Raw genomic sequence first — 21,360 nt, 5'->3', positions numbered from 1 at the left:
ACATCATAAAATATTTCCTTTAAAAAACCTAAATTTGTGCTTTCTCAAACAACACAAAACAACATAGAATGATCCTTTTCTTTGGAGACCAAACTACTAAGGTTTATGCAGTAGAAACGCATACCAACCTTACGGCTCAAGACATCACGAAATTAAATTGGCTATTTGGAAATACACAACAAATCAATAAATCTGCGCTTGCAGATTTTTTTGTTGGTCCCCGGGCAGCCATGATCACCCCCTGGAGTACCAATGCGGTTGAAATTACCGAAAATATGGGAATCCATGGTATTATTAGGATAGAAGAGTTCTTGCGAATAGATAAGAATTACCACGATTTTGATCCTATGATCTCACAGAAATATGAAGGTCTGGACCAGGATATTTTTGATATTCATATCAATCCTGAGCCAATCATGGAAATTGATGACATTGAAGCTTATAACCAGCAGGAAGGCCTGGCCCTAAGTACTGATGAGGTTGCTTATTTGCAGGGATTGTCTGAAAAATTAGGCAGAAAACTTACAGATTCTGAAGTATTTGGGTTTTCACAGGTTAATTCTGAACATTGCCGCCATAAGATCTTTAACGGCACTTTTGTGATTGATGGAGAAGAAAAACCAAGTTCGCTTTTTAAACTAATACGTAAAACTTCTGAAGAGAATCCCAACGAAATTGTTTCGGCATATAAAGATAATGTAGCCTTTATTAATGGGCCACGAGTACAACAGTTTGCTCCAAAACTTCCCGATGTACCGGAGTTTTATGAAAATAAAGATTTTGATTCGGTGATTTCCCTTAAAGCCGAAACCCATAATTTCCCAACTACAGTAGAGCCCTTTAACGGAGCTGCCACCGGAAGTGGTGGGGAGATACGGGATAGACTGGCAGGTGGAAAAGGCTCTTTGCCACTAGCCGGGACTGCGGTTTATATGACTTCTTACTCCAGACTTGAAAAAGACCGAAAATGGGAAAATGGTATGAAAGAACGGGATTGGTTATACCAAACCCCAATGGATATTTTGATAAAAGCCTCTAACGGGGCTTCAGATTTCGGGAACAAGTTTGGGCAACCTTTAATATCTGGTTCGGTACTTACTTTTGAACATACAGAACACCAAAGAAATTTAGGCTATGATAAAGTAATTATGCTGGCCGGTGGAATTGGGTACGGCAAAGCCAACCAGGCACAAAAAGATGTTCCAAAAAAAGACGATAAAATAGTGATTCTTGGTGGTGAAAATTACCGAATTGGAATGGGCGGTGCCGCAGTTTCTTCGGCAGATACAGGAGCTTTTGGAAGCGGTATTGAATTAAATGCCATTCAGAGAGCCAACCCCGAAATGCAAAAACGTGCTTCTAATGCGGTGCGCGGAATGGTTGAAAGTGAAGAAAATCCTATTGTTTCTATTCACGATCATGGTGCCGGCGGCCATTTAAACTGCCTTAGTGAATTGGTTGAAGAAACCGGCGGAAAAATAGACCTGGATAAATTACCGGTTGGTGATCCTACCCTTTCGGCAAAAGAAATTATAGGAAACGAATCTCAGGAACGAATGGGATTGGTTATTGGCGGTAAAGATTATGAAATACTGCGCCGGGTTTCTGAACGCGAACGCTCTCCTATTTACCAGGTGGGTAATGTAACCGGCGATTACAGGTTTACTTTTGAAGGTTCAGAATCTAAACAAAAACCTATGGATTTGGAACTTTCCGATATGTTTGGAAGTTCACCAAAGACCATCATGGAAGACAAGTCGGTAACAAGGGTTTATGAAGATGTAGTTTATTCTTCAAATCATATTAAAGACTATTTAAACCAGGTACTTCAATTAGAAGCTGTGGCAAGTAAAGACTGGCTAACCAATAAAGTAGACCGTTGTGTAACAGGTCGTGTAGCCAAACAGCAAACCGCTGGCCCTCTACAACTTCCGTTAAATAATTGCGGTGTAATGGCATTAGATTATAATGGAAAAGAAGGGGTGGCCACCTCTATTGGTCACTCTCCTGTTTCTGCATTGGTAGACCCGGTTGCGGGTTCTAAAAATTCGATAGGCGAGGCACTTTCCAATATTGTTTGGGCCCCATTAGAAAAAGGCCTAAAATCTATCTCACTTTCAGCCAACTGGATGTGGCCCTGTAATAATGAAGGTGAAGATGCCAGACTATATGAGGCGGTACAGGGAGTTTCAGATTTTGCGATTTCCCTTGGAATAAATGTTCCTACCGGAAAAGATTCCCTTTCCATGAAACAGCGTTATAAAGATAGCGAAGTACTTTCACCCGGAACCGTTATTATTTCTGCTGCCGGGCATTGTGACGATATTACCAGAGTGGTTGAACCGGTGTTGCAAAAAAATGGAGGCGACATCTACTACATCAATTTATCACAAGACAGCTTTAAACTTGGCGGCTCTTCTTTTGCGCAAATTTTGAACAAAGTTGGAAAAGAAGTACCTACAATAAAAGACGATAAAAAGTTTGCAGATGCATTTTATAATATACAGGGATTGATCAAACAGGATTTAATTCTTGCCGGTCACGATGTGGCTTCAGGAGGATTAATTACCAGCCTCCTGGAAATGTGTTTTGCCGATAATAACCTGGGTGCCAATATAGATCTTTCGGCATTAAATGAGGAAGACAGTGTTAAATTGCTCTTTAATGAAAACTGCGGAATTCTATTCCAGGCAAAAGACGAAACAGCTGAAAAAGTATTAAGTGATAATAAAATTGAGTTCTTTAAAATTGGAAGTGTAACCGAAACAAATACACTTAACATTAAAAACAATACAGAAAATTTCAGTTTTAATATTAGTGAATTAAGAGACACATGGTATAAAACCTCCTTTCTTTTAGATCAAAAACAAAGTGGCTTAGACAAAGCAACAGAGCGCTTTAACAATTATAAAAATCAGCCGCTGGAATTTAAATTTCCAGAGCATTTTACAGGTCGTATAGCCTCTACCGAAGGTACCGGTAAAAAGATAAAGGCTGCGATTATTCGTGAAAAAGGATCAAATTCTGAACGTGAAATGGCACGCGCAATGCACCTTGCAGGTTTTGATGTAAAGGATGTACATATGACCGATTTGATTTCGGGCAGGGAAACACTTGAAGATATTAAGTTTATTGCTGCCGTTGGTGGTTTCTCTAACTCTGATGTTTTAGGAAGTGCCAAAGGTTGGGCCGGTGCCTTTTTATATAATGAAAAAGCAAAAACAGCCCTCGACAACTTCTTTAGTAGAGAAGATACGCTCTCTCTGGGAGTTTGTAATGGTTGCCAACTTTTTATAGAATTAGGCTTAATAAATCCGGGGGACGAAGAAAAACCCAAAATGCTTCATAACGCCTCGCATAAATTTGAGTGTAACTTTACTTCGGTAGAAATAAAGGAAAACAAGTCGGTGATGCTTTCCAGCCTGGCCGGTAGTAAACTTGGTATATGGGCAGCGCATGGAGAAGGAAAGTTTAGTTTTCCTTATAAAAAAGAGCATTATAATATTGTTGGAGAATACGGCTATGATGCATACCCAGCCAACCCTAATGGCTCTAACTACAACACCGCCATGTTAACCGACGATTCGGGGAGACACCTGGTGATGATGCCACACCTGGAGCGTTCTACTTTTCCATGGAACTGGGCTTATTATCCAAAAGATAGAAAAGGAGATGAAGTAAGTCCATGGTTAGAAGCCTTTGTAAATGCAAGGAAGTGGTTAGAAGAGAAATAAAATTTTAACAGAAGACCTTGTTTACAGAAAATCTTTTTATTTGAAATCTCGATTATCGAGTAAACTTTTTAAAAGAGGCTGTCTGAAAAGTCTATTCTCGTCAATCTGAACTTGTTTCAGCTTCTAACATGTTTTTAATTACTAACACGTTAGATCCCCGATAAAGAATCGGGGCAGGCTTTGAAATAAATTCAAGATGACGTTTTTAAAATCTTTTCAGACAGCTTCTTTTCTTTATAAATTAACCGGTTGATTATCAATTTCATATTACCGATCATTCTTTAAACTTTTCCAATCTCATTTATTAAGATTTTATATTCTTATTAAAAAATCTGGTTATATTTTAATTTTTCAATTTGAAATAGAGCGCAAATTTGCTATTTTGCAAGGTATATAATAATTCCACACCCAACATGAATAAACCAACAAGACTATTTGATTTCCCTTATTTTCAACTGGAAACACATGCTTTAGAAAAGGCCCTGGTCACTAAATATAATGGTACCTGGGAGGCTCTTTCTACCCAGGAATATATTGATAAAGCCAATGCTATAAGTCGCGGGTTATTGCGTCTTGGGATTAAACCAAACGATAAAATTGCTATAATATCTACCAGCAACCGAACGGAATGGAATGTTATGGATATTGGGGTGTTACAAACAGGAGCGCAAACGGTACCTGTATATCCTACAATTTCTGAAGAAGACTATCAATATGTATTAGACCACAGTGAAGCGGTATTTTGTTTTGTTTCAGACTCAGAAGTTTTAGAAAAACTTAATTCCATAAAACAGAATACAAAACTAAAAGAGGTTTATAGTTTTGATGAAATAGAAGGTACTAAAAACTGGAAAGAAGTACTGGATCTTGGAGAGGACAAAAGCAACCAGGATGAGGTAGAACAACTAAAAAAAGCGGTAAAGCCAGATGATATCGCTACTTTAATCTATACTTCGGGAACTACGGGAAGACCAAAAGGCGTTATGCTTTCACATAAAAACCTTGTAAGCAATGTATTGGATAGCTCGCAGCGTGTTCCTTTTGAAAGGGGCACCTATGTTGCGCTTAGCTTTTTACCGGTTTGCCACGTATTTGAGCGTATGATATTATATTTATATCAATACTATTCGGTTTCTATTCACTTTGCAGAGTCTATAGATAAAATTAGCGATAACCTTAAAGAAGTAAAACCACATGTAATTACAGCTGTACCCAGGCTTTTAGAAAAGGTTTACGATAAAATAATTGCCAAAGGCTCTACTCTGGGCGGAATTAAACAAAAATTGTTTTTCTGGGCGGTAGAATTAGGTTTAGAATATGAACCTTACGGTGCTAACGGATGGTGGTACGAAACCCGGCTTAAGCTAGCCCGAAAATTAATTTTTTCTAAATGGAAAGAAGGTTTGGGGGGAAATATTGAATTAATAGTATCTGGTTCGGCGGCTCTTCAACCCAGACTTGCTCGTGTTTTTGCCGCTGCAGAAATTCCGGTAATGGAAGGCTACGGCCTAACCGAAACTTCTCCGGTTATTGCGGTGAATGACCAAAGAAATAGAGGTTTTAAAATTGGAACTGTTGGAAAACCTATAGATAATGTAACCGTAAAAATTGCTGAAGATGGAGAAATTTTATGTAAAGGTCCCAACGTGATGAAAGGCTATTATAAGGAGCCTGAAAAAAGTAAAGAGGTCTTAACTGAAGATAATTTTTTTCATACCGGCGATATTGGGGAAATTGATGACGAAGGCTTTCTTAAAATTACCGATCGTAAAAAAGAAATGTTTAAAACTTCGGGCGGAAAATATGTTGCACCCCAGCTTATTGAAAATACCATGAAACAATCTCGATTTATAGAGCAAATTATGGTTATTGGAGATGGAGAAAAAATGCCTGCTGCATTCATTCAGCCAAACTTCGAGTTTATAAAGGAGTGGGCAAAACGAAAAAATATAGACCTTGGCGATGCCTCTGAAAAGACAATCGCCGAAAACGAACAGGTTAAAACCCGTATTCAGGAGGAAATAGATTTTTACAATGAAAGGTTCGGTAAATGGGAACGTATAAAAGTGATAGAACTCACAGGAGAAGTTTGGGGAATTGAAGAAGGCCACCTTACCCCTACTATGAAATTAAAGAGAAGAAATATTAAAGACCGTTACAAAAAATTATACGATAAAATTTACCAATCTATATAATAATGTTAAACCCTTCTCTCCGAAGGGTTTTTTTATACAATTCCTTTAAATTTAATTGGTAAATTACCTAATGGCTAGCCAACGAGGCATTAAATGAAAAGATTTTTTATTTCGAGGCTGGCCTCTGAGCATTAAATATTGATTATCGAATAACTAAAGCATGCCTTAGCAATACTATTGAGGAAAATAATCTTTATTTATAGACAGTTTACAAAGAATTTAAGTATCAATTACCTCATAACTTTCATTAACATAATTATTTATGTTATTTTTATTATGCGTGCATAATATATTTTATTAACTTTGAATATCAACACTTAAGAATGAAGGAAAAAACAATAGACTATGTTTTACGAGCTACCTGGATGGCGGTATCTAAAATGTACAATGAAGAAGCCGGTAAAGCCGGAAGCACTATGTCTACCGGTTTTGCTCTGTTAAGTATAGATCCTGAAAACGGGACGCCATCTACTTCCCTTGGCCCAAAAATGGGAATGGAAGCTACAAGCTTATCTAGAATATTGAAAACAATGGAAGAGAAAAAATTGATCCTCCGTAAGAAAAACCCAAAAGATGGCAGAAGTGTGCTTATATATTTAACCGATTTTGGTCAGGAAATGCGAGAGTACTCCAAAAAAGTAGTTTTGCGTTTTGATGAGGCTGTAAAGGAAAACGTTTCAGAAGAAGATTTAAAAACCTTTATTAAAGTAGCCAACACAATTCTGAACCTTATTTCAGAAAAGAAAATTTACCAGAAAGAAATTAAAGTAAACTAAAAACAAGTAATTCTACAGTTTAAAAACCTGTAGTTTTTATTTAATAACGAAAACCTTATAGTTAAAACCAGATTATAATTATGAAGAGAAGAATTAATAAAGTAGCAGTAATAGGCTCCGGAATTATGGGGAGCGGTATTGCCTGCCACTTCGCCAATATTGGCGTAGAAGTTCTTTTGTTGGACATCGTCCCAAGAGAACTCAATGAGAAAGAAAAGAAAAAAGGACTTACTCTAGAAGATAAGCAAGTTAGAAACAGATTGGTAAACGATTCTTTACAAGCTTCTTTAAAGTCTAAGCCCTCCCCTATTTATCATAAAGATTTTGCAAATCGTATAGAAACCGGAAATATGGAAGACGATATTTCCAGAGTTTCCGAAGCCGATTGGATTATAGAGGTAGTTGTGGAAAGACTGGATATAAAGCAACAAGTGTTTGAAAAGCTGGAAAAACACCGTAAAAAAGGTACACTTATTACCTCTAATACTTCGGGAATTCCTATTCAGCAAATGAATGAAGGCAGAAGTGAAGACTTTAAGCAACATTTTTGTGGAACACACTTCTTTAATCCTCCAAGATACTTAAGGTTATTTGAGATTATTCCTGGGCCAGATACCAAGCAGGAGGTTTTAGATTTCTTAAACGAATATGGCGAAAAATACCTTGGTAAGAAATCGGTTGTTGCCAAAGACACTCCGGCATTTATAGGAAACAGGATAGGTATTTTTAGCATAATGAGTCTTTTCCATATGGTGAAAGATATGGATATGACAATAGAAGAGGTAGATAAACTTACCGGTCCCGTTATTGGTCGCCAGAAATCTGCCACCTTCCGTACGGTAGATGTGGTTGGTTTAGATACCCTGGTGCATGTGGCCAACGGACTTCATAAAGGTGTTCCAGACGATGAGGCACACGATCTTTTTGCCTTACCGGATTTTATACAGACCATGATGGATAATAAATGGCTGGGTAGTAAAACCAATAATACCGGGTTTTATAAAAAGATAAAGAAAGAAGATGGTTCTAGCGAAATTAAATCGTTAGACCTGGATAAAATGGAATATCGCGATAGAAAAAGCGCGAAATTTAGTGTACTGGAGCAAACCAAGACAATAGATAAACTGGAAGACCGCTACGAGGTTTTAGTAGGTGACAAGGGTAAAGCCGGTGAATTTTACCGCAAGAATTTCGCTGCACTTTTCGCCTATGTTTCTAACAGAATTCCGGAAATCTCGAACGAACTTTATAAAATTGACGATGGTGTAAAAGCCGGATTTGGTTGGGAGCACGGTCCTTTCCAAATGTGGGATGCCCTGGGTGTTAAAAAAGGTGTTGAAATCATGAAAGCCGAAGGTAAAGAACCCGCGGCTTGGGTACATGAGATGATAGAGAGCGGTAAAGACTCTTTTTACACCGTTAAAGATGGAAACACTTATTATTACGACATTAATAAAAAAGATCACGTTAAGATTCCGGGACAGGATTCGTTTATCATTTTAGATAATATTCGTGAGTCTAAAGAGGTTTTCAGCAATAGCGGAGTTGTAGTTGAAGATCTTGGTGATGGAATCCTTAATGTAGAGTTCCGCAGTAAGATGAATGCCATTGGTGGTGATGTTCTCGATGGGCTTAATAAAGCCATAGATATGGCAGAAAAAGATTATCAGGGATTGGTAGTAGCCAATAATGGTAAAAACTTTTCGGTAGGTGCAAATATTGGGATGATCTTTATGATGGCCGTAGAACAGGAGTATGAAGAGCTTAATATGGCTATAAAATATTTCCAGGATACGATGATGCGTATGCGCTACTCTTCTATTCCTACGGTAGCCGCCCCACATTCCATGACCCTGGGTGGCGGATGTGAACTTTCACTACACGCCGATAAGGTAGTGGCAGCAGCCGAAACTTATATTGGCCTTGTAGAATTTGGAGTTGGCGTTATTCCCGGCGGTGGGGGCTCTAAAGAAATGACACTTCGGGCCGCAGATACTTTTGAAAAAGATGATGTGGAATTAAACCGGTTAAGAGAGCATTTCTTAACCATTGGAATGGCAAAAGTTTCTACCTCGGCCTACGAAGCATACGATTTAAATATTCTTCAAAAAGGAAAAGATATTGTAGTTGTTAATCCCGAGCGCCAACTAAGCATTGCTAAACAACACGCTTTATTAATGGCTGAAAATGGGTATACCAGGCCAATTCGCCGTACCGATATAAAAGTACTTGGAAAACAGGCTTTAGGTGCTTTCCTGGTAGGAACCGACCAAATGAATGCAGGTAAATATATTAGTGACCACGATAAAAAGATTGCAAACAAACTGGCTTATGTTATGGCCGGTGGAGATTTATCTGAACCACAAATGGTAAGTGAACAATACTTGTTAGACCTGGAAAGAGAAGCTTTCCTATCCCTAACCGGTGAACGCAAAACCCTTGAGAGACTTCAGCATATGTTGAAGAAAGGGAAGCCGCTTCGTAACTAGTATGGAGTATTTAGTATAGAGTAGTGAGTGAAAAACTTAAAAGTTTAGAATATGCACAATTTAAATGATTTAAAAGTTTGGATTAAAGCAATGGATATTGCTAAAAAAACTTATCAGCTCTCTGCTAATTTTCCAGCTGAGGAAAAATTCGGTTTAACAAGTCAAATAAGAAGAAGTGCTGTGTCAGTTCCCTCGAATATAGCAGAAGGAGCCGGCAGAAATACTAAGGGAGAATTTAAAAATTTCCTTGGAATTGCGAGCGGCTCTTCTTACGAACTTTATACTCAACTGTTACTTTCTTATAGATTGAATTTGGTGGACGAAGAAAAAGTTGCTCCAATTTTATCTGAAGTAATTGAGGTTCAAAAAATGAATTACGCTTTAATAAAATCGTTAGCTGTTTGAGTTGTCTCAATACTCAATACTAACATCTAAATACTAAGAAATGAAGAAGACAGCATACATAGTAAAAGCATATAGAACAGCCGTAGGGAAAGCCCCTCGCGGAGTATTCAGGTTTAAACGGCCCGATGATTTGGCTGCAGAAACCATTGCATACATGATGAAACAATTACCCGATTTTGATAAAACCAGAATTGACGATGTAATTGTTGGAAACGCAATGCCCGAAGCAGAACAGGGTTTAAATGTAGGGCGTTTAATTTCTCTTATGGGACTGGAAACCGAGAAAGTTCCCGGGATGACGGTTAATCGTTACTGTGCATCGGGACTGGAAACAATCGCTATTGCCTCGGCCAAGATTCAAAGTGGTATGGCCGATTGTATTATTGCAGGGGGGGCAGAAAGCATGAGTTACATTCCTATGGGAGGATATAAACCGGTTCCTAATTACAAGGTAGCCAAAGAAGGAAACGAAGATTATTACTGGGGAATGGGACTAACCGCAGAAGCAGTGGCCGAGAAATATAAGGTTTCCCGTGAAGACCAGGATGAATTTGCGTTTAATTCTCATCAAAAAGCATTAAAAGCACAAAAAGAAGATCGTTTTCAAGATCAAATTGTACCTATTGACGTAGAAGAAACATTTGTAGGCAAAGATGGTAAAAAGCAAACCAAAACCTATACGGTTAATAAAGACGAAGGGCCACGTGCCGATACTTCCAAAGAAGTTTTAGGAAAACTAAGACCTGTTTTTGCCGAAGGTGGAAGCGTAACTGCGGGTAACTCTTCACAAATGAGCGATGGTGCTGCCTTTGTAATGGTAATGAGTGAAGAAATAGTAAAAGAATTCAATCTTGAGCCTATCGCCAGATTAGTAAGTTATGCCCCGGTAGGTGTGGATCCCAGAATTATGGGAATTGGTCCTGTTCACGCCATTCCAAAAGCTTTAAAACAAGCGGGGTTAAAACAGGACGACATGCAGCTTATTGAACTTAACGAGGCCTTTGCCTCGCAATCTCTGGCTGTAATTCGAGAATTAGGCTTAAACCCTGAAACTTTAAATCCTAATGGAGGCGCTATTTCTATGGGACATCCATTGGGTTGTACAGGAGCAAAACTTTCGGTACAAATCTTTGATGAAATGCGAAAACGCAACCTAAAAGACAAATATGCCATGGTAACCATGTGTGTAGGAACAGGACAGGGAGCTGCGGGAGTTTATGAGTTTCTTAGCTAGAAGCAAGAACTAAGACTCAAGAGACAAGACTTAATACTAAAGAGATGCAAAGACATAATTTCAAAAGATTGAAAATTTGGAAAGAAGGAATGTTTCTTACTAAAGAAACTTATAAAATAGTTAGAAATTTTCCCGATTTTGAAAAATTTAATCTTGTGTCTCAATTAATTAGATGTGCGGTTTCTATTCCTTCTAATATTGCTGAAGGAACGAGTAAAAGAACTAATAGACATTTTATACAATACCTTGAAAATAGTCTCGGTTCAGCTTTTGAGTGGGAAACCCAATTAATAATTGCTTATTCAGAAAAATATATTTCAGAAGAAAGATTTAAGGAATGTGAATTGAAAATTCAGGAAATATAAAAAATGATTTCACGATTTATAGACGGATTAGACAAGTCTTGAATCCTGACTCCTGTATTCGGATACTTAATTCCAAGAAAAATTAAAAATAACATCAAAATAATGGAAACAACAGAAAATAAAAATGAGTTTCTCCGCGGTGGTCAATTCCTTGTAAAGGAAACCAAAGCAGAAGATATATTTACGCCCGAAGATTTTACAGAGGAGCAAAAAATGATGCGTGATTCGGTAAAGGAATTTGTAGATCGGGAGATCTGGCCGAAAAAAGAAGAATTTGAGAAAAAGAACTACGCCCTTACTGAAGAAGTAATGCAAAAAGCGGGGGAACTGGGCTTTTTAGGAGTTGCTGTACCCGAGGAATATGAAGGCCTTGGCATGGGCTTCGTTTCAACAATGCTTGTTTGCGATTATATTTCGGGAGCAACAGGATCTATAGCAACTGCGTTTGGAGCCCATACCGGCATTGGAACGCTACCAATTCTACTATATGGAAATGAAGAGCAACGCAAAAAATACGTTCCCAAATTAGCTACAGGCGAATGGTTTGGTGCCTACTGTTTAACCGAACCGGGGGCCGGAAGTGATGCCAATTCGGGAAAAACCAAAGCCGAGCTTACCGAAGACGGAAAAAGCTATAAAATAAACGGCCAAAAGATGTGGATCTCTAATGCAGGATTCGCAAGCGTTTTTATTGTTTTTGCCCGTATTAAGGACGATAAAAATATTACGGGCTTTATCGTAGAGTATGACAAGGAGAACCCTAACGGAATCACCTTTGGGGAAGAAGAAAAGAAATTGGGAATCCACGCTTCATCTACCCGACAGGTGTTCTTTAATGATACCGTAGTTCCGGCTGAAAATATGCTTTCGGAACGAGGGAACGGGTTTAAAATTGCGATGAATGCCCTTAACGTAGGCCGAATTAAGTTGGCTGCCGCATCTTTAGAAGCACAGCGAAGAGTAACCGAAGAAGCCGTTAAATATGCTAACGACCGGGTACAATTTAAAACACCTATTGCAAAGTTTGGTGCTATAAAATCTAAGCTTGCCGAAATGGCTACCTCAGCTTATGTTGGGGAAGCTGCTTGTTACCGGGCTGCAAAAAACATTGAAGATAGAATAAACCTTCGCTTACAGGATGGCCAGTCTCATGCCGATGCTGAATTAAAGACTTTTGAAGAGTATGCCATAGAATGTTCCATTTTAAAGGTTGCTTGTTCTGAGGATATTCAAAATTGTAGTGATGAAGGTATTCAGGTATTGGGAGGTATGGGATTCTCTGCCGACACCCCTATGGAATCTGCCTGGAGAGACGCCAGAATTGCCCGAATTTATGAAGGCACCAATGAGATTAATAGAATGTTGGCTGTTGGTATGCTTATTAAAAAAGCAATGAAAGGCCATGTAGATCTTTTAGGACCAGCGCAGGCGGTGGGCGAAGAACTTACAGTTATACCTTCTATGGATAAGCCAGATTATAATGAGTTATTCGCCGAGGAAAAAGATATGATCAAAAAACTGAAAAAAGTTTTTCTGATGGTAGCCGGTAGTGCAGTTCAAAAATTTGGTCAGGATTTAGAAGAGCACCAACAATTGCTTCTTGCTGCTTCAGATATACTTATTGAAGCTTATATGGCCGAATCTGGTATTTTAAGAGCCGAAAAAAATGCAAAGCGTTTTGGCGAAGAGGCACAAAAAGAAGAAATTGCCATGGCGAAATTGTATCTATACCACGCTGTAGATACGGTTAATCAAAAAGCCAAAGAGGGAATTGCATCTTTTGCTGAAGGAGACGAGCAACGTATGATGCTCATGGGACTTAAACGTTTCACCAAGTACGACCGAATGCCAAATGTTGTAGAATTAAGAAATACTATTGCTGAAAAACTTACTTCAGAAAATAAATATTGTTTCTAAAAATTCTGATAAATCTATTTTAAAAGACCGTCAAATTTAGACGGTCTTTTTTTTATTGCTTAATTTTAAAAATAATCCATTAGCAATTTTTAAGTAAACTTCATTAAAAAGGTATGAGCAACCAATTAAAATGGTTATTTTTAAGTTTCAGCATTTTTTTGCTACCCATTTCAATATACGCATTTCAAGTAGACTCGGTAGCTAATTCCAAAGAGCTTCCTTCAGAAGAAAAAATAAATGAACCAAACAAATCAAACTATCTCCCTAATAGCTTAGAAGACTACAATGAGGCCTATTATCAACTTACGCGATTAAATAATCCTTTAGGTTTAGCCCCAAACAAATTTAACTTACAAACTCCCCAGGCTACCCTGGAACATTTTGTAATTAACTGTAGGAACAAAAATTTTAAAGATGCCGCTTATGCTTTAAATTTTAATTTGTTCCCTAACAACTTAACTGAAGAAGAAGCGATTAACATTGCTCAAAAACTATATTTTGTCATGGATCAGCGCGTGGCAATTAATTGGGATGGTATTTCAGACAGGCCAGACGGGCAGGTAGATATTAGTACAACTACCAACCAGGCAGTAGCAGGTGCCCCCAGAAGAAGTGTGGTTTTTGGCGAGGCAGCAATAGAAAATCGTGATATAATTTTTAGGCTACAAAGAGTAAAATATAAAGATTATGGGGCTTTTTGGTTAATTTCTGCGAACACTGTTGAGAATACTGAAGATTTATACCAGGTCTACGGTCCTACTTTTTTAGACCGCTATATGCCAACCTGGTCACAGGCAAAAATAGGTACCGTTCCCCTATGGAAGCCGGTGCTAACTTTTATATTGCTAATATTCTCGTATATGTTGGGAAAGGTAGCTATTCTTTTAATTAGAAGAATTGCCCTTTCATTTAACAAACCGCTCATTATGGCTCTATCCAAAAAGTTAGGCGTTCCGGCTGCCTTAGCTACGGGTGTGCTCTTCTTCTATATTAGTCTTAATGAACTCATATCCTATTCCGGGGTCTATTCAAGTACTATTTATGCCCTTTTACTTGCAATTGTAATAGCATCCGGAACCTGGTTTTTTATGCGAATATTAGATTTTGCAATGCGCTACGTTGCCGAACATAAAATTGGCGATCTTACCTCAGAAAACAGTCATGAGTCCAGGCAACTTTTCACCTATTTGTCGGTAGCCAGAAGAATTTTAACTTTTACGGTGGTAATTATTGGCACCTCCATTATCCTATCTCAATTTAGATCTATGGAGAAACTTGGAATTTCCATGTTAGCTTCGGCAGGATTAGCAACCATAATCTTAGGTATTGCAGCGCAAAGCACCCTGGGAAATATTATTGCCGGAATTCAAATTGCCCTTACCAAACCTGCCAGGATTGGGGATACCGTAATTATTGAAGGACGATGGGGCTATGTTGAGGATATTCGTTTTACTTATATGATTGTTAGAACCTGGGATCTTAGAAGACTGGTGGTACCTTTAAAAACAATAATTTCTGATACTTTTGAGAATCTTTCTATAACCAGTCCCCATTCTTTAAATGAAATAGAACTTTATGTAGATTACAGGATAGATGTTGAGAAACTTAGAATGAAATTCAAAGAATTACTCGAAAATTCTGAAGAGTGGGATAAAGAGCATCCACCTATATTACAGGTTACAGAAATGACTGAAAAATCTTTAAAAGTAAGAGCAATTTGTAGCGCCAGTACAGCAGTTATGGCCTGGGACCTACACTGTAAACTAAGGGAACAAATGGTTGCTTATATTAAAGAGTTAGAAAAAGGAATTTACTTAACTCGCTCTCGCGTAGAGGTAAAAGAGCCACATTTCAACTCTAAAAACATTAAAAAACCAAACGAATAATTGACTTAAAGTAGCTGCCGGTTTTAATCTATGAATTTGCAGGAAGAAGCCTTAGATTTATATAAAATAAAATCTGTCTAAACTTCTTCCTATAGTAAACTATCTCGGGGAAAGCCCACGAGGCATTCATTGGAAACAAATTTTTAATTTTGAGGAAGCCCCGGGGGTGTTCGGTGCCAATAAAAAATTAAGCTCCACAATTAGATAATGCTCTTTTAATTAAAACTCGCTAAGCCAGCTTTCCTCTGAGCTTGTTCCAATGCTAAAATTAGCAGCGGTTTCTATCAATGCCAGATGAGAGTATGCCTGCGGAAAATTACCCAACAACCTTTTAGTTTCAAAGTCTATATCTTCACTAAATAGCCCCAGGTGGTTGCTATAAGAAAGTAATTGATCGAACATTTTTTTGGCTTTCTTCTTCTCCCCTATTTTAAATAGACTATCTATAAGCCAAAAAGTACAGATTGTAAAAGAAGAAGTTGGCTCGCCAAAATCATCTTTATTTTTATAGCGGTACATGAGTCCATCTTTGCACAACTCTTTTTCGGTTGCTTTCACGGTACTTACAAATCTGGGGTCTTTAGCTTCAATAAAGCCATATTGCTCCATTAGTAAAGTAGAAGCATCTAAATCTTTAGAACCATAATATTGTGTATAGGCCTGCACTTCTTCATTCCAACCATTTTTATAAATATCATTATAAATTTCGGCACGTAGAGATTTCCAATGTGTATCATTAATACCCATTCTTAAAACCTCTCCAATTTTTATAGCCCGGTCTATTGCTACCCAACATAAAAGTTTTGAGAACACAAAGTGCCGGTCTTCAGTACGTAATTCCCAAATTCCTTTATCAGGCTTTTTCCAGTTTTCTTCTACAATACTTACAATACCGCGTACCACCGTCCAGAGTTCTTCAGAATTCTCTAAAGAGGTTTCAAACTGGTTAAATTGCTGGTAAATTACCTCCATCAAAATTCCATAGATATCATTTTGCTTTTGGATATAAGCCGCATTGCCGGTTCTTACCGGGTGAGAGTTTTTATAACCAGATAAATGATCTAAAATATGCTCGGTGAGCTCTTTTTCGCCATTTATCCCATACATAATCTGGATTTTCTCATCCTTATCGGGGATAATATCTATGATAAACTGAAGAAAATCTTTAGCCGATTTTATATGCCCAAGGCCGGCCATTACTTTAATTACCATAGAGGCATCACGAATCCAACAAAAACGATAGTCCCAATTTCTTTCTTCCCCGATAGTTTCGGGTAAAGAGGTGGTTGCGGCCGCCAAAACAGCACCCGATTTTTTATAACTAAGGCATTTTAAAACCAGTGCACTTCGCATTATTTCATTTTCATAATGCGTATATCGGGTGGTTTTTGCACTCCAATTCATCCAATAGGTCTTGGTTCGTTGAAATTTCAAATAAGAACGATCTAAAGTTTGCGTTATAAGCTTCTCGTGATACCCAATTAAGCAGTATGCGTTTCCGGTTAATTCGATCTCGTTTTGTTCTAAAATGTCATTCAGGTCTAAACTGGAATAAAAGAAAAGAGAGTCGTACTTACCTTCTTTGGTATAGCTTTTAATATAATTTTCCTTTAGATTATTATATGTTTTCTCGCGAGAAAAATCTAAACGAGGATCGTATTTAATTCTAAACTTAGGTCTGCCCCCTGTTAAACGAATAAATCTAATTATATCTGGCGGCGCATAAAAAGACCCGTCTTCTCGTGGATATCTAGGCATAAAATCTATAACCTGAAAAGAATTTTCACCATCATTAAATTGGGTATTTAAAATATTGGTTTCCCAAAGATATTCCTGGGTAATTTTATAGGAATCGTCTACTATAAACTCAAAACTGCCTCCAACCTTCTCATCCAATAACTTGGCAAAAACAGCCGAAGAATCGAAATTTGGCAAACAACACCAGTCTAATGATCCCGTTTTTGAAATCAATGCAGCACTTTTACAATTCCCTATAATTCCGTAATCTAAATTCTCCATATACTCTTAAAATTCTTTAAAAAGACTTGTAGTGTAAAATGATTTTCGGAAATTTAATAAAAATCAAATTCGCAACAACGCCATTCACATTTAATTATGAGTAAAACGATAATAATTTCCAATAGATTACCCTTACAAATTAGTTTAGAAAATAATCATCTGGAGGTCACTCCAAGTGTTGGCGGACTGGCAACCGGCTTAAAATCTTTCCATAAGGATGGTGATAGTATTTGGATAGGCTGGAGCGGACTCACAAAAGAAGAAATCCCGGAAAATCTTTTGAAAGATGTTAAAGAAAAAGCCCGAAAAGAAAATTGTGTTGCGGTAAATCTTAGTGAAGAAGAAATTGAAGGTTTCTATTTTGGATTCAGCAATCGAACTATTTGGCCGCTTTTTCACTATTTTATGGAATATACCGAAGCCGATAAAGAGCACTGGGAAACCTATAAAAGCGTAAATAGAAAATATGCAGATGAAGTACTGAAACATTATAAAGACGGTGATCACATTTGGGTGCACGATTATCAATTGCTTTTAGTCCCTAATATGATTAGGGAAAAACAACCCGAAGCAACTATTGGTTTTTTTAATCATATTCCTTTTCCTTCTTATGAAGTTTTTAGAACACTACCCTGGCGTGATGAAGTGTTAAAAGGTGTACTGGGCGCCGATTTAATAGGCTTTCATACCTATGATTATGAGCGACATTTTTTAAGTTCGGTAAGCCGAATTTTACGGCATCAGGTGAATTTTAATGAAATCACACTTCCGGAAAGGATTGTAAAAGTAGATTCTTTCCCCATGGGTATAGACTATAAGAAATTTGAAAATGCCGCCCATGAGCATTTTAAAAATACTGAAGAACAGCGTACAGAATTACAAAGGCGGTTAGATCATCATGCAAGCGAGACCCCTAATGCAAAACTTATTTTAAGCATAGACCGCTTAGATTATACAAAAGGAATTGCCAACAGAATTCGTGCCTTTGAATATTTCCTGGATAACCACCCAGAGTTTATTGAAAAAGTGAGATTGGTAATGCTTGCAGTGCCCTCAAGATCTAATGTTCCTCAATATCAACGATTAAAAAGGGAAATAGATGAGTTGGTAGGAAGAATAAATGGAAAATTTTCTACAGTAAGCTGGACTCCCATCTGGTATTTCTATCGTTCTATGCCTTTTGAAAACTTAATAGATCTTTACACCAGTTGCGACATTGCATTATTAACGCCAATAAGAGATGGAATGAACCTGGTAGCCAAAGAATTTGTAGCTACCCGAATAAACCAAACCGGGGTGCTTATTTTAAGCGAAATGGCCGGGGCCGCTCACGAAATGAATGAAGCATTAATAATAAACCCCAATAATTTCCAGCAAATTTCAGAAGCTTTAATCCAGGCTATAGAAATGCCAAAAGAAGAACAACAGCAACGAAATAAAACACTTCAAAAGCGATTAAAACGTTACAGCGTAGAAAAATGGGCCAATGATTTTATGAAGGCACTAAAAGACACAAGTCAGGATCGAGAAGCATTTAAAGCTACAAGGATATCTTCTAAAGTTTCAGATGAAATTTTGGAGAAATTTAAAAATGCAGAGAGTAGAATCCTATTCCTTGATTACGATGGAACTCTAGTGAACTTTACAGACAAGCCTGAGAAGGCGAAACCCGATCAAGAATTAATTGATTTGGTTCATAAATTAAACGAATCCAAAAATACCGATGTAATCCTTATTAGTGGCCGGGACAAAGACACCCTGGGTTCCTGGTGGCAGGAAATTCCTGTAGAACTTATTTCGGAACATGGTGTTTGGATGCGTCAAAAAAACTCGGAATGGGAACTTTCTGAAAATGTAAATAACGATTGGATGAGTACGGTAAGACCGGTAATCGAAACCTTTGTAGATAGAACACCCGGTACTTTTATTGAGGATAAGAATTATTCATTGGCATGGCACTACAGAAAAGCCGATCCGGAATTAGGAGAAATAAGGGCTAATGAACTTTCTAATGTTTTAAAAGAGTTGATTTCTAATCACGGACTTAGCGTTCTTGAGGGAAATAAAGTGCTTGAAATAAAAAGTAGCGGAGTTAATAAAGGAAAAGCTTCCAACAAAAAACTAGTTGGTAAAAAGTACGATTTCATTTTTGCTATTGGAGATGATTGGACAGATGAATATATGTTTGAAGAACTCCCTGAAGAATCTTTTACGGTTAAAGTTGGGATGAAAAAAACCAGTGCCCGCTATTATGTAGAAGACACCTCTAGAGTAAGGAATATTCTGAATAAATTTGCGGAAAACTCTTAAGCTTTGAAACTGTTAAAATCCTTGACATTTATCAAAAAAGTTTATGCATAACTTAACTCCTAAAATATGGCAAACATTCTAATATCTTCTACTTTTACATTGAACAATTATACGAACCAAACTTAAAAACTTAGATCGATGAAATCAGGAAAAATGTTATTAGGATTAATATCAGGAGCAGCTGTAGGTGCAGCTTTAGGAGTATTATTTGCCCCTAAAAAAGGAGCAGATACGAGAAAGGCGATTTCAGATTCAAGCAATGAAGCATTGGAAGGAACTAAAGGAAAATTCAATGAATTTTCAAATTCTCTAAGTCATAAAGTAGATGCCTTAAAGAACAAAACCAAAGCTAGCCTTTCTAAATCTAAAGTTGACGAAAAAGCACACGAAGCAAAAGCTGAAATTCATAATATGAAAGCCAGCTAAATTCTATTTTAAATAGAATGTGATAAAAAATCCCGGTAAAATTTCCGGGATTTTTTATTTATAGTATTACCAAATTCGCAATTCTTTGTGATATCAAAGAAACTTTGGGTACTTTAGAAGCTTAAACCACAATTGTTTTATGCTTAGAAAAATACCCACCCTTGCCCTAGCCTTATTTTCAGGATTACTAATTCAGCAAACAAACGCACAAACCGATCAGCGCATTTACGATATTATTGAAAATGTATCTGCCGATAGTATTGAAGCTAACATTCGTAAACTTGCCGGTTTTGGTACCAGGAATACCTTCAGTGACACCGTCTCTGACACACGCGGAATTGGAGCAGCACGAAGATGGATAAAATCAGAATTCGACTATCTTTCTAAAAATTGCGATAATTGCCTGGATGTTTTTTATCAAAAAGATTTTGTGACCACAGCAGATGGAGACCGGATTCCTCACGATGCCTGGGTGGTAAATGTAGTAGCTGTTCAAAAAGGAACAAAATATCCTAATCGGTATATCATCATGAGCGGCGATATAGATTCTCGTGCCAGCAATACCATGGATTTTAAAACCGATGCTCCCGGCGCCAACGATAATGCCAGTGGGATGGCCGGTACTATGGAAGCCGCCAGGGTTTTATCACAATACGAATTTGAAAATAGCATAGTGTATGTAGGACTTTCGGGAGAAGAACAGGGGCTTTTTGGAGGTAAAGGCCTTGCCCAATATGCTAAAGCCAATAATTGGGAAATTATTGGTGTTCTTAACAACGATATGATTGGAAATATTGAAGGAGTGGACGGCGTAATTGATAATCGTACTTTTAGAATATTTTCTGAATCCGTTCCTCCAAATGAAACAGATAGGGAAAGAAACAGACGTAGGTTTTACGGCGGCGAGGTAGATGGTATTTCACGTCAACTTGCTCGCTATGTACATACAACCACAGAAACCTATATGCCCGAAATGAACCCGATGATGATTTATCGTTTAGACAGGTTTGGCCGGGGTGGTCACCATCGTCCTTTTAACGATCTGGGGTTTGCCGGAATAAGAATTATGGAAGCACATGAAAATTATAATCGGCAGCACCAGGATATTCGTACTGAAAATGGAATAGAATATGGCGATGTGGTAGCCGGTGTAAATTTTGATTATGCCAAAAAGCTTACCGCAGTAAACGCCATAAATATGGCAAGTCTGGCCTGGGCTCCACCCGCCCCAAAAAATGTAGAGATTGGAGGAATTGTAGAACCCTCGGCAACATTAAGATGGGATAAAGTTGAAGGTGAAATTGCAGGTTATAAAATTTATTGGAGGGAAACTACCGAAGCACAATGGCAATACTCGCGTTTTGTGGGTAATGTAAATGAATTTACCCTGGATGGAATCGTAATAGACAACTACTTTTTTGGAGTTGCAAGTGTAGGAAAAGATGGTCACGAAAGTGTGGTGGTTTTCCCTTCAGGAGTTTTTCGTTAAACTTTAACAAGAAAACAAAACTGGAAATTAATTCTCCTCGGAAAAATCCGATAAAAAGCATTAAAAAAACTTTGATAAAGAGACCTCACAGATTTGAAAATCTGCGAGGTTTGCT

Annotated in this window: 13 protein-coding genes; 12 read left to right on the top strand and 1 reads right to left on the bottom strand. The window is 37.7% G+C overall.

Translation table 11 applies throughout. From position 1 onward, the window contains the following. Nucleotides 1–68 precede the first annotated feature (68 nt). The 9 genes from purL to GUB10_RS07425 all read left to right on the top strand — a co-directional run bounded on the left by purL (nucleotide 69) and on the right by GUB10_RS07425 (nucleotide 15,001). Nucleotides 69–3,734 (top strand): phosphoribosylformylglycinamidine synthase, encoded by a 3,666-nt coding sequence (purL, locus tag GUB10_RS07465; protein ID WP_193710813.1) that lies wholly within the window; start codon nucleotides 69–71, stop codon nucleotides 3,732–3,734. A 413-nt stretch (nucleotides 3,735–4,147) separates the two neighbouring features. Beyond that, on the top strand, nucleotides 4,148–5,929 hold the full coding sequence (locus GUB10_RS07460; RefSeq protein ID WP_193710812.1) for a long-chain fatty acid--CoA ligase: 1,782 nt from the start codon (nucleotides 4,148–4,150) through the stop codon (nucleotides 5,927–5,929). Nucleotides 5,930–6,252: 323 nt separating this feature from the next. Next, the gene (locus GUB10_RS07455; RefSeq protein WP_193710811.1) at nucleotides 6,253–6,705 is read left to right on the top strand and encodes a MarR family winged helix-turn-helix transcriptional regulator; all 453 of its coding nucleotides are present in this window, start codon (nucleotides 6,253–6,255) and stop codon (nucleotides 6,703–6,705) included. 80 nt (nucleotides 6,706–6,785) lie between these two features. Continuing rightward, nucleotides 6,786–9,194 carry a 3-hydroxyacyl-CoA dehydrogenase/enoyl-CoA hydratase family protein gene (locus tag GUB10_RS07450; RefSeq protein WP_193710810.1) on the top strand — a complete coding sequence of 803 codons (2,409 nt, stop codon included), beginning with the start codon at nucleotides 6,786–6,788 and terminating at the stop codon, nucleotides 9,192–9,194. Between the two features lie 51 nt (nucleotides 9,195–9,245). After that, the gene (locus tag GUB10_RS07445) at nucleotides 9,246–9,599 is read left to right on the top strand and encodes a four helix bundle protein (RefSeq protein ID WP_193710809.1); all 354 of its coding nucleotides are present in this window, start codon (nucleotides 9,246–9,248) and stop codon (nucleotides 9,597–9,599) included. Nucleotides 9,600–9,639: 40 nt separating this feature from the next. Next, nucleotides 9,640–10,833: an acetyl-CoA C-acyltransferase gene (locus tag GUB10_RS07440; protein ID WP_193710808.1), complete on the top strand. Its 1,194-nt coding sequence runs from the start codon at nucleotides 9,640–9,642 to the stop codon at nucleotides 10,831–10,833. Between the two features lie 44 nt (nucleotides 10,834–10,877). After that, nucleotides 10,878–11,198 carry a four helix bundle protein gene (locus tag GUB10_RS07435; protein WP_193710807.1) on the top strand — a complete coding sequence of 107 codons (321 nt, stop codon included), beginning with the start codon at nucleotides 10,878–10,880 and terminating at the stop codon, nucleotides 11,196–11,198. Nucleotides 11,199–11,300: 102 nt separating this feature from the next. Then, nucleotides 11,301–13,115, top strand: coding sequence for an acyl-CoA dehydrogenase family protein (locus GUB10_RS07430; protein ID WP_193710806.1), 1,815 nt, complete (start codon nucleotides 11,301–11,303; stop codon nucleotides 13,113–13,115). A 113-nt stretch (nucleotides 13,116–13,228) separates the two neighbouring features. Further along, nucleotides 13,229–15,001, top strand: a complete 1,773-nt coding sequence (locus GUB10_RS07425; RefSeq protein WP_193710805.1) for a mechanosensitive ion channel family protein — start codon at nucleotides 13,229–13,231, stop codon at nucleotides 14,999–15,001. Between the two features lie 219 nt (nucleotides 15,002–15,220). Here GUB10_RS07425 and GUB10_RS07420 read toward each other — a convergent pair whose 3' ends face one another. Continuing rightward, entirely contained in the window at nucleotides 15,221–17,020 is a 1,800-nt protein-coding gene (locus tag GUB10_RS07420) for a glycoside hydrolase family 15 protein (RefSeq protein WP_193710804.1), read from the bottom strand. A gap of 96 nt (nucleotides 17,021–17,116) precedes the next feature. On the opposite strand from GUB10_RS07420, the gene GUB10_RS07415 reads away from it, so the two are divergent. The 3 genes from GUB10_RS07415 (at nucleotide 17,117) to GUB10_RS07405 (ending at nucleotide 21,245) form a co-directional block, all read left to right on the top strand. Beyond that, nucleotides 17,117–19,330 (top strand): bifunctional alpha,alpha-trehalose-phosphate synthase (UDP-forming)/trehalose-phosphatase, encoded by a 2,214-nt coding sequence (locus GUB10_RS07415; RefSeq protein WP_193710803.1) that lies wholly within the window; start codon nucleotides 17,117–17,119, stop codon nucleotides 19,328–19,330. A gap of 138 nt (nucleotides 19,331–19,468) precedes the next feature. After that, nucleotides 19,469–19,756, top strand: a complete 288-nt coding sequence (locus GUB10_RS07410; RefSeq protein ID WP_193710802.1) for a YtxH domain-containing protein — start codon at nucleotides 19,469–19,471, stop codon at nucleotides 19,754–19,756. A gap of 139 nt (nucleotides 19,757–19,895) precedes the next feature. After that, nucleotides 19,896–21,245, top strand: coding sequence for a M28 family metallopeptidase (locus GUB10_RS07405; protein ID WP_193710801.1), 1,350 nt, complete (start codon nucleotides 19,896–19,898; stop codon nucleotides 21,243–21,245). The last annotated feature ends 115 nt before the right edge of the window (nucleotides 21,246–21,360 follow it).

Source organism: Salegentibacter sp. BLCTC (assembly GCF_015143665.1).
Taxonomy (GTDB): domain Bacteria; phylum Bacteroidota; class Bacteroidia; order Flavobacteriales; family Flavobacteriaceae; genus Salegentibacter; species Salegentibacter maritimus.
The sequence above is the reverse complement of the archived record's forward strand: the minus strand, read 5'-3'. Positions and strand labels throughout refer to the sequence as shown.